Annotated in this window: 9 protein-coding genes; 2 read left to right on the forward strand and 7 right to left on the reverse strand. The window is 67.8% G+C overall.

What is annotated here, in order from left to right; translation table 11 throughout:
* Together BN4332_RS15620 and BN4332_RS15625 are read right to left on the reverse strand one after the other, a co-directional pair.
* On the reverse strand, positions 1-618 hold a 618-nt coding region (locus BN4332_RS15620), incomplete at its 3' end, for a YhgE/Pip domain-containing protein (protein WP_200820416.1).
* Positions 619-632: 14 nt separating this feature from the next.
* Positions 633-1373: an ATP-binding cassette domain-containing protein gene (locus tag BN4332_RS15625; RefSeq protein ID WP_066899455.1), complete on the reverse strand. Its 741-nt coding sequence runs from the start codon at positions 1371-1373 to the stop codon at positions 633-635.
* A 55-nt stretch (positions 1374-1428) separates the two neighbouring features.
* Here BN4332_RS15625 and BN4332_RS15630 point away from each other — a divergent pair, with 55 nt between their 5' ends.
* Positions 1429-2121, forward strand: a complete 693-nt coding sequence (locus BN4332_RS15630; protein ID WP_066899466.1) for a hypothetical protein — start codon at positions 1429-1431, stop codon at positions 2119-2121.
* Here BN4332_RS15630 and BN4332_RS15635 read toward each other — a convergent pair.
* Positions 2118-2792: a class I SAM-dependent methyltransferase gene (locus tag BN4332_RS15635; protein WP_066899457.1), complete on the reverse strand. Its 675-nt coding sequence runs from the start codon at positions 2790-2792 to the stop codon at positions 2118-2120. The two genes, BN4332_RS15630 and BN4332_RS15635, sit on opposite strands and share 4 nt — an antisense overlap.
* A gap of 60 nt (positions 2793-2852) precedes the next feature.
* On the opposite strand from BN4332_RS15635, the gene BN4332_RS15640 reads away from it, so the two are divergent.
* A complete protein-coding gene (locus BN4332_RS15640) occupies positions 2853-3524 on the forward strand; it encodes a VOC family protein (RefSeq protein ID WP_066899459.1) in 672 nt (223 codons plus the stop codon).
* Here BN4332_RS15640 and BN4332_RS15645 read toward each other — a convergent pair.
* The 4 genes from BN4332_RS15645 to BN4332_RS15660 form a co-directional block, all read right to left on the reverse strand.
* A complete protein-coding gene (locus BN4332_RS15645) occupies positions 3508-3909 on the reverse strand; it encodes a hypothetical protein (protein WP_066899461.1) in 402 nt (133 codons plus the stop codon). The two genes, BN4332_RS15640 and BN4332_RS15645, sit on opposite strands and share 17 nt — an antisense overlap.
* 3 nt (positions 3910-3912) lie before the next feature.
* Positions 3913-5859 carry a primary-amine oxidase gene (locus tag BN4332_RS15650; RefSeq protein WP_066899463.1) on the reverse strand — a complete coding sequence of 649 codons (1947 nt, stop codon included), beginning with the start codon at positions 5857-5859 and terminating at the stop codon, positions 3913-3915.
* Entirely contained in the window at positions 5856-7313 is a 1458-nt protein-coding gene (locus tag BN4332_RS15655) for an APC family permease (protein WP_066899464.1), read from the reverse strand. Before BN4332_RS15655 ends, BN4332_RS15650 begins: the two co-directional genes overlap by 4 nt.
* Before the next feature lie 77 nt (positions 7314-7390).
* A partial coding sequence (locus BN4332_RS15660; RefSeq protein ID WP_066899468.1) for an aldehyde dehydrogenase family protein occupies positions 7391-8683 on the reverse strand: 1293 nt, incomplete at its 5' end.

Raw genomic sequence — 8683 nt, forward strand, 5'->3', positions numbered from 1 at the left:
GGCCCCGGTTGACAGCCGGTGCGCCCCGTCGTTGGCCGCGGCACTGCCGGTGGCCAGCTGTTGTGCCCCGTCGGCGGCCTTGACCAGGCCGGCCCCGGCGTCGGTCAGGCCGGTCAGCACGGTGCCGACCGTGCGCTCGCCGATTTTGGCGTTGATCTGGTTGATCACCTCACGCGCCGCGTTCTGGCCGATGATCGAGCCCAGGTAGTTGTTGGCGTCGTTGAAGGTGAAGCGGATGTTGGCCTGGTGCGGCGACCCACCCGACGGCGACGAGATGCTGGTGCTGAAATCCTCCGGCAGCGTGATCGAGAAGTAGTACTTGCCGTCGGCCACCCCGTCGGCGGCTTCCTGCGCCGAAACCCGGTGCAGCTGAAGCTGTCCCGAGTCGACCAGGGCGTCGGAGACCTCGTCACCGGCCTTGACCTGCTGACCCTCCACGACGGTGCCCCGGTCTTCGTTGACCAGTGCCACCGGGACCTTGTCCACCTCGCCGAACGGATTCCAGAACGCCCACAGGTACATCGCGCCGTACAGCAGCGGCAGCAGGATGACGGTGATCAGGGCGATGCGCGGCATCGTGCCGCGGGAGAAGCGCTTGAGATCGGTGCCCAAAGACATTCCGGCCAGCACGGCTACTCGCCACCTTTCTGCGAAGCGGCCGGCTCGGCCGGCGCGGTGTTGGGCACGGACAGCTGGGCCCGCACGGCCGAGGCCAGATGATCGGGCACGCCGTTCACAGTCGCGGTGATCACGGTCTGTTTCTCCCCCAGTGCGATCAGGCGTCCCAGCAGCACGTCGCGGTTGCGATCGTCGGTGAGGTGGTCGAGGTTGCCGACCACCAGCAGCGGCGGGTTCGCGGTGTTGGCCAGCGCGATCCGCAGCAGAATCTGATCGAGCTCGGTGAGCCCGTCGAAGTACGACGTCAACGAGGGCAGCGGCAGGTCACCGAACACCGGAGCACACAACTGTGCGAGGTCACCGGCGTCGGCCCGGCCCACCAGCGTGTACCACGGCGCATCCCACCGGCGTTGCTCGGTGACCAGGTCTCGCACCGTCACCGACTCCGACACCCGGTCGAGCTCATCGATCCCGGCCAGCGCCGCCGACCGGAAGATCTCGCGCGCCCGGGTCCGCCCGAACACGCTCAGTTGCCCCGACACCGGTCTCATGCGTCCGGCCAGGGTCATCAGGAGCGCGGTGCGTCCGGTACCCGCGGGCGCCACCAGCACCGTGACTCCGCCTTCCTCGATGTCGAGGTCGACCGGACCGTAGACGGGGCCCCACGGGCCGCGCATCGAGATCCCGCGGGCGGTGATGGCCGGCGGCTTTTGCTCGTCCTCGCCGGTGTCGGGCTCGGGACTTAGCTGAGGCATGGCCCAATCACAACACATCGGCAGGGCCGGCACAGAGAATGGCATTCTGGGTTTCATGGAGCCTCTGCTGCAGTTCGCAGGGAACTTCTGGTGGCTGATCTTCCCGCTGGGAGGAATGATCGGCGGCGGCATCAGGGCCGTCTCCGCCGCCAATGAACGCCGCGCCGAACGCCGGCTGGAGCGCTACCGGATCAAGCAGCAGACCAAGGTCGAGATGGCCCGTGCCGCCTCGGCGACGCAATCATCGGCGGCCGCCCGGCAGCGCGAGCTGACCAAGACGCTCGAGACGCACGACCGCACGAATGCCCGGTGGCTCGACTACGAGATCGACATCGCCAAACTGCTGGACTTCCCACTGATGACGGATATGCGCGATCCGCTGACGATGGCCTTTCACCAGGCACGCGGCCGCGCCGACCTGCTGCGGCCCGAATCCGTGACCGACCTGCTCCCCGACCGCGCCGCCCAACTCGAATACCGCGACGCGGTACACGACTACGTGTCGGCGTTCGACATCGCCGAGGCCGAGGCGGTGCGCCGACGGCGCAGCGATTTCTCCGCCGAAGCACAGGAACGCCTGGCCCGGGCCCAGCAGCTGTTGCGGCTCGCCTCCGACGACGGCGCCACCCCGCAGGAACGCCAGAACGCCTACACCCGCGCGCAGAAGGAACTCGACGGGTTGATCGTGCTGCCCACCGCGACGCGGGCAAGCATCGAGCGCGGCATCCTCGGCGAGTTGGAGGCCTAGTCGCCGGCCGGGCGTGCGGCGACGAGGACGACCGTCGGCCCGACCTCACCGTCCGGGGGTAGGCGCAGCTCGGCCACGGGATCGAGCCCGGCCCGGATCACCAGCGCGGCAAGTTCTTCCGGCCGCCACTGATACGTCGTCCACTGCACCGGCCCCCCGCCGTAACCCTCGGTGCGCGCCACGTCATCGTCGCCCACGTGGGTGGCGACGATCAGCTGCCCGCCCGGGCGCAGCGCGCGGGCGAACGTGGCCAGCACCGCGGGCAACACGTCCCGCGGCAGGTTGAACAGCGACCACCAGCCCAGCACCCCGCCCAACGACGAGTCCGCAAGGTCGAGCTCGGTCGCCGAGCCGACGGTGAACCGGCAACCGGGATAGAGGCGCCGGGCATGCTCGATCATGCGCGGCGACAGGTCGATACCGGCGACGTCGACCCCGCGTTCGGCGAGGTACCCGGTGACCGTGCCCGGCCCGCAACCGACATCGAGAACCGGGCCCAGATCGGCGACGGCGTCGGCGAAGACGTCGATCGCCGCCTTCAACCACGGATGGGTCCGGACGTCACCGATGCCGGTGGTCTGCACCATGCGCACATAGTTGTCGGCAACCCGATCGTAGGAATCGCGAACGGTTTCCAGATCCTCGGGCTGCGGCACGGTGCTACGACTCATGACGCCACTCTAGGGATCGCAACGCCGGACGCGGGTCACCGCAGATGCGACGATGGGCAGATGACCGAACCAAGGACCTATCCGGCCGGGGTGCCGTGCTGGGTGGACACCGATCAGCAGGATGTGCCTGCCGCCCAGGACTTTTACGGCCGGCTGTTCGGTTGGGCGTTCGAGAACGTGCTGCCGGATGATGTCCAGGAGGACTATCTGATCNGCGGCCGGCAGGCGGCATGCACCGACCCGCGCGGCGCCCACTTCAAACTGTGGCAGCCGCGGCGGCGACTGGGTGCCCAGCTGGTCAACGTGCCGGGCACCTGGAACTTCAGCGACCTGCAGACCACCGATCCGCAGGCCGCGGCCAGCTTCTACGGGCCGCTGTTCGGCTGGGAGTTCGACGACGCCGGGTTCGCGACGATGATCCGCCGCCCGGGATACGCCGACCACCTCGCCGCGACCGTCGACCCCGGCATCTTGGAACGCCACACCGCCACCGGCACCCCGCCCGGCTTCTCCGACGCGATCGGCTGGGTCGGGCAACTATCCGACGAACAACAGCCCGAGCACTGGCAGGTGACATTCGCCGTGGCGAACCGCGACGAATCCGCGGCCCTGGCCGAAAAGCTCGGCGCCGCAGTCGTTTCCGGCGAGGACACGATGTGGGCCAAGACCGCGTTGATCCAGGACCCGCAGGGCGCCCGGCTGGTGCTGAGCGAGTTCAGCCCGCCGGAATGATGACCGTGCGGTTGCGGGTGCGATAGAACAGCACCGCCGCCGCGATCACCACCTCCGTCAGCGCCAGAGACATCGTCAGGCTCATCAGCGTCGACGGTGCCGGCATCGCTGCGGCTCCGGCCCCGTGATGGTGGCTGGGCATGGGCGTGTGCACGGCGATCATCGCCAGGTTCATCAGCGCGACCGTGCACCACACGCTCGGTGTGCCCCGCTGCCACAGGTCACGGGCGCAGTACAGGCAGCCGATGATCATCACCGCCAGCAGTCCCCCGACGACGGCGTTGCCCGCGTGACCGAGCATCAGCACGTGCAGCAGTGCTGACGTCGCGGCAAGCAGGGCACACGCCCGCCGTCCGAGGACGGCGGACGTGTGAACAGCGGACATGACCTAATCCTCGCAGCAATGCGACTTCGGTGCGGCCGGAACGTCGAGAGCGGGATTGCGGTCGAAGAAGCTCACCGGCTTGAGCTTGAACCCGGCGTAGTCCACCGGCATCACCGGCCAGTCCTCGGGCCGCGGGAAGTGCGTCAGCCCGAAGGTGTGCCACAGCACGATGTCCTCGTTCTCGATATTGCGATCCCCGGCGACGAACGCAGGCAGACCGTCGCCACCGGGATGCTGGTTGACCAGATGACCGGCCGGGTACCGCTGGCCGGCATCGTATTTGGTCACCCAGAGGTGCTTGGTGGTGAACGCGGCCCGCGCGGCGACCGAGCTCGACGGGTCGGCCAGCAGCGTGGGCTGCCCCTCGGGGTACAGCGCATAGGACACGTTCTGGCCCAACCGGTTCTGCTTGTTCGGGTTGACGATGTGCCAGACGCGGGCCTTGAGGTTGTCGGCCGTACGCATCGCGCCCAGCTCGTGGGTCAGCTTCGTCTTCTGCTGGGTGAACCCGTTGCCCCACGGGTTGTCGGGGCCCATCGGCGCGGCGACGGCGTCGACCTCCTCGACGGTGTTGGCATGCCCGTCGACGGCCATGTCCAGCCGCGCCGAGAACAGGTGCTGGTGATACGGCGCGCCGAGCCCGGGCGCCAGCTCGGACGCGAACTGATCGGGTGCCCGATACCCCGAGGCGAACACCACACCGGTGGCCTTGACCTCCATCTCGATGGTGCCGTCGAGGTAGAGGTACCAGTAGAACCCGTAGTCGTAGTTGCCGATGGTCAGGAAGAACGAGATCACCAGGCGCCGTGACCGGCGCACCTCGGACATGCCGTTGAACATGTCGACGTGCTTCCACAGCACGCCGTAGTCCTCCTCGTGCAGACAGATGGCGTTCTTGATCACCCGCGGTTCGCAGTGCTCGTCGGCGATGGTGGCATCGAAGTACTTGATCTCGCCGAGGCAATCACAACCCAGTTCAAGGGAATTCGTGTAGCGGGCGAACATGTACTCGCCCTGGTCGAAATAGTTGATCCAGTACCGCGAGGGTGACGGGTGGGCGTACGGCACCACCATCTCGGCGATCGACGCGCGGTAGATCACCGGGCGCTCGGCATTGCCGTCCTTGAGCGACAACTGGTGCAGCGTCAGACCCTCGCGGACATCGAAGCCGAACCGGAACGACCAGTCCGCCCAGGTGATCTTGTTGCCTTCGACGGTGAAGCTCGGCCCCTCGGGCTGAGTGATCTCGATCGGCTTGAGGTCGGTGCGGGCCGGCGTCGCGTGCGGCTCGGCATCCCACTCGGCCCGCTCGCTCGGGAAGGGCAGTTCATCGTGATCGATGACCGTCATGACCTGCTTGGCCGTGAGGTCGATATGGGCGACGACGCCGTCGATGGGATGTCCCCACGGCAGATCGGCCTCGTCGAACTGGTAGAAGCCCAGCACGCGGGCGACGCGTTTACCCACCTCGTCCTCGTGGCCGAATGCCCCGGCCGACAACGGAAGTGCGCGCACCTTGGCCGGGTCCAGTCCGCGCTTGCGCATCGCGGCCAGCCATTCGTCGCACTCCAGCAGGATTGCCTCGACGTCACCGAATTCCTCGTCGAGCACCGGAACCTGGCCGTCGGTCACCGGGTCGACGTCGTGGCGGTACACGATCTGCTCGTCGGTGATCGACACGATCAGGTCGGTGCCCTGACCGCTGTCGCGGTCCAGCATGATGACCCGGGCGCGCCGCTCGATCGGATCACCCGGCGCGAACGACAACACGACGTTCTTGTGCGGCTCCTCCAGGGCGACATAGACGAATCGGCCACTCTCACCCAACAACCCGTTCTCGTCGATGATGCGGCGCACCGCCCGGATCTCGTCGGCGCTCAGCGGGGTGAGTGGGTGATCCGGCGCTACCGTGTCGATACCGGCGCCCGCCTTCTCGAATGTTGCGATCATCGTGCGATCTCCTTTGTGTTATCGGGGTTTTCGTGTTGGTGTCCGGCATGGGGGCGGCCGATCGCGACCGCGATGCCGCCGAGGAAGGCACCGACCAGCAGCACGCCGATGATGGCGGCCAGCGTGTCGGAACCACCGACCAGCAGCGGCAGGTTCGCCGCGGTCATCACCGACAGCACCGCCAGACCCACGAAGCCGAGGGTGGGTGCGATCAGGGTGTGCCACGGCCGGGTGTCGAAGCGGGTGCGGCGGAAGTAGACGACGACGGCCGCCGACGTCAGCGTCATCAGCACCACGATGCCCACCGACGCCGCGCCGACGAACCAGGTGAACACCTCTGTCACCGGGTCGAGCTGTGCCACAACGGAAGCGGCGACCAGCACGAGTGCCGAGACCGTCTGCACGACCGACGCGACGTGCGGGGAATCGTGGCGCAGGTGCGACCGGCCGCACCGCTCGGGCAGCGCCCGGGTGTTGCCGAGCGAGAAGATGTAGCGCGCCAGCACGTTGTGGAATGACAGCAGCGCGGCGAAAAGGCTGGTGATCAGAAAGATCTGGACCAGGTCGCCGGACACCGAGCCGACGTAGTGGATCGCGGTGTCGGTGAGCATGTTGGCCGGGTTGTCGGTGGCCTGCGTGACCGCGCCCGCATCGCCCCACGCCGACACCATGGCCCAGCTGGACAGCGCGTAGAAGCCGCCGATGAGCAGCAACGCCACGTAGGTGGCCCGCGGGATCGTGCGCACCGGGTCGCGCGCCTCATCGCGGAATACCGCGGTGGCCTCGAAGCCGATGTAGCCGGCCAGCGCGAAGATCAGGGCGATACCTGGCGCGCCCGAGAAGAAGTTGCCGGGATGCAGCACCGCGGTGGACAGTCCCTCGGCGCCGCCGCGGCCGATTACCGCGAGGTTGATCACCAGCACGATGCCGACCTCGCAGACCAACAGGACGCCGAGCACCTTGCCGGACAGTTCGATGTGGCGGTAGCCGAGCGTGCCGACGATCGCCATCATCGCCAGCGCGTACACGTACCACGGCACCGCCGGACCACCGTGACTCGTGACCAGTTCACCCAGTGCCGCACCGATGTAGCCGTACACGCCGCCCTGCACGGCGGTGTAGGACAGCAGGGCCAGGAACGCCGCGCCGAGCCCGGCATGCCTGCCGAACCCGTGCGCGATGTAGGTGTAGAAAGCGCCCGCACCCCGGATGTGGCGGGTCATCGCCGTGAAGCCGACGGCGAACAACAGCAGCACCGCCGTGCAGACACCGTAGGACGCCGGGAACGCGGCGCCGTTGCCCGCGGCGATACCGATCGGGAAGGTGCCCGCGACCACGGTCAGCGGCGCGGCGGCCGCGACCACCATGAACACGATCGCGGTGGGACCGAGCTTGCCCGCCAGGCGGTGGGCCTGGCTTCCGGCGCTCATCCGCAGAACTGCGTCAGTTGACATCGCATTTCTTTCGGTGGAATCGGATATGGCGGGTCAAATGAGAATTTCGGTTGTGCCGAATTCTCATTTGAATGGGTTCAGAGCGAAATATTGACGGCCTTGGTCTGGGTGTATTCGGCGATGGCACCCTCACCCAGTTCACGGCCCCACCCGGATTGTTTGTATCCGCCGAACGGCAATGCGGTGTCGAACGCGTTGTGGCAGTTGACCCACACCGTGCCCGCCTTGATCTGGGCAGCCACCCGGTGCGCGGTGGACACGTCGCGGGTCCACACACTGGCCGCGAGCCCATAGGGCGTGTCGTTGGCTTGCCCGATAACAGACGAAGCCCGCACCCCCCGCTCACGGTTGAACGGCACCGCCACGGCGACCGGCCCGAAGATCTCCTCCTGGTACACGCTGAACTCGCGATCCACGTCGACCAGCAGGGTCGGCTGCACGTAGAAGCCGGTGTCGCCGTGCCGACCACCGCCGGCCAGGGCGCGGGCACCCTGCGCGATCCCGGCGTCGAGATAGCCGGTGACCTTGGTGAGCTGCTCGCGCGAGACCAGCGGGCCGATGTCGTTGGTGGGATCCAGGCCGGGGCCGATCCGCAGGCCCGCGGCGTGCTCGGCGACGCCCGCGGTGAACTCGTCGAAGATGGCGTCCTCGACCAGCAACCGCGTGCCCGCGGTGCAGGTCTGGCCGTGATTGAACAGGAACCCGCCGGCCACGCCCGGGATCGCGGCCTCCAGGTCGGCGTCGGCGAAGATCACCTGCGGACTCTTGCCGCCGAGTTCCAGCGAGACCTTCTTCAGGTTGCCCGACGCGGCGTTGACGATCTTCTTTCCCACCTCGGTGGATCCCGTGAAGGCGACCTTGTCGACGCCGTCGTGCGCGGATAGCGCGGCGCCGATGTCTCCGAAACCGGTCAGCAGGTTGAACACCCCGGCCGGGATCCCGGCCTCGGCGATCACCTCAGCCAGCAGCAGCGCCGTCAGTGGGGTCTGCTCGGCGGGTTTGAGGATCACGGTGTTGCCGCAGGCCAGCGCGGGCGCCACCTTGAACGCGGCCATGACCAGCGGGAAGTTCCACGGGATGATCTGGGCGCACACGCCGACGGGCTCGCGCAGCGTGAAGGCGTGGAACGTCGCACCGGGTGCCCACGGCACCGACACCGGGATGGTCCGGCCCTCGATCTTGGTGGCCCAGCCGGCGTAGTAGTAGAAGATCTCGGCGGCCCACGTCACGTCGACGGCCTTGGCGACCGCCACCGACTTGCCGTTGTCGATGCTTTCCAGCTGGGCGAACTGGTCGGCCCGCGCCGTGATGCCCTCGGCGATGCGCCAGAGCATCCGCTGCCGCTCGGCCGGGGTCATGGCCGGCCACGG

Source organism: Mycolicibacterium houstonense, assembly GCF_900078665.2.
In the GTDB taxonomy this organism is placed as follows: Bacteria; Actinomycetota; Actinomycetes; order Mycobacteriales; family Mycobacteriaceae; genus Mycobacterium; species Mycobacterium houstonense.

What these genes read in the sequence shown, in the direction of transcription:
- BN4332_RS15625 (WP_066899455.1), bottom strand. Translation starts at nt 1,373, where the DNA reads ATGCCTCAGCTAAGTCCCGAGCCCGACACCGGCGAGGACGAGCAAAAG.
- BN4332_RS15630 (WP_066899466.1), top strand. Translation starts at nt 1,429, where the DNA reads ATGGAGCCTCTGCTGCAGTTCGCAGGGAACTTCTGGTGGCTGATCTTC.
- BN4332_RS15635 (WP_066899457.1), bottom strand. Translation starts at nt 2,792, where the DNA reads ATGAGTCGTAGCACCGTGCCGCAGCCCGAGGATCTGGAAACCGTTCGC.
- BN4332_RS15645 (WP_066899461.1), bottom strand. Translation starts at nt 3,909, where the DNA reads ATGTCCGCTGTTCACACGTCCGCCGTCCTCGGACGGCGGGCGTGTGCC.
- BN4332_RS15650 (WP_066899463.1), bottom strand. Translation starts at nt 5,859, where the DNA reads ATGATCGCAACATTCGAGAAGGCGGGCGCCGGTATCGACACGGTAGCG.
- BN4332_RS15655 (WP_066899464.1), bottom strand. Translation starts at nt 7,313, where the DNA reads ATGTCAACTGACGCAGTTCTGCGGATGAGCGCCGGAAGCCAGGCCCAC.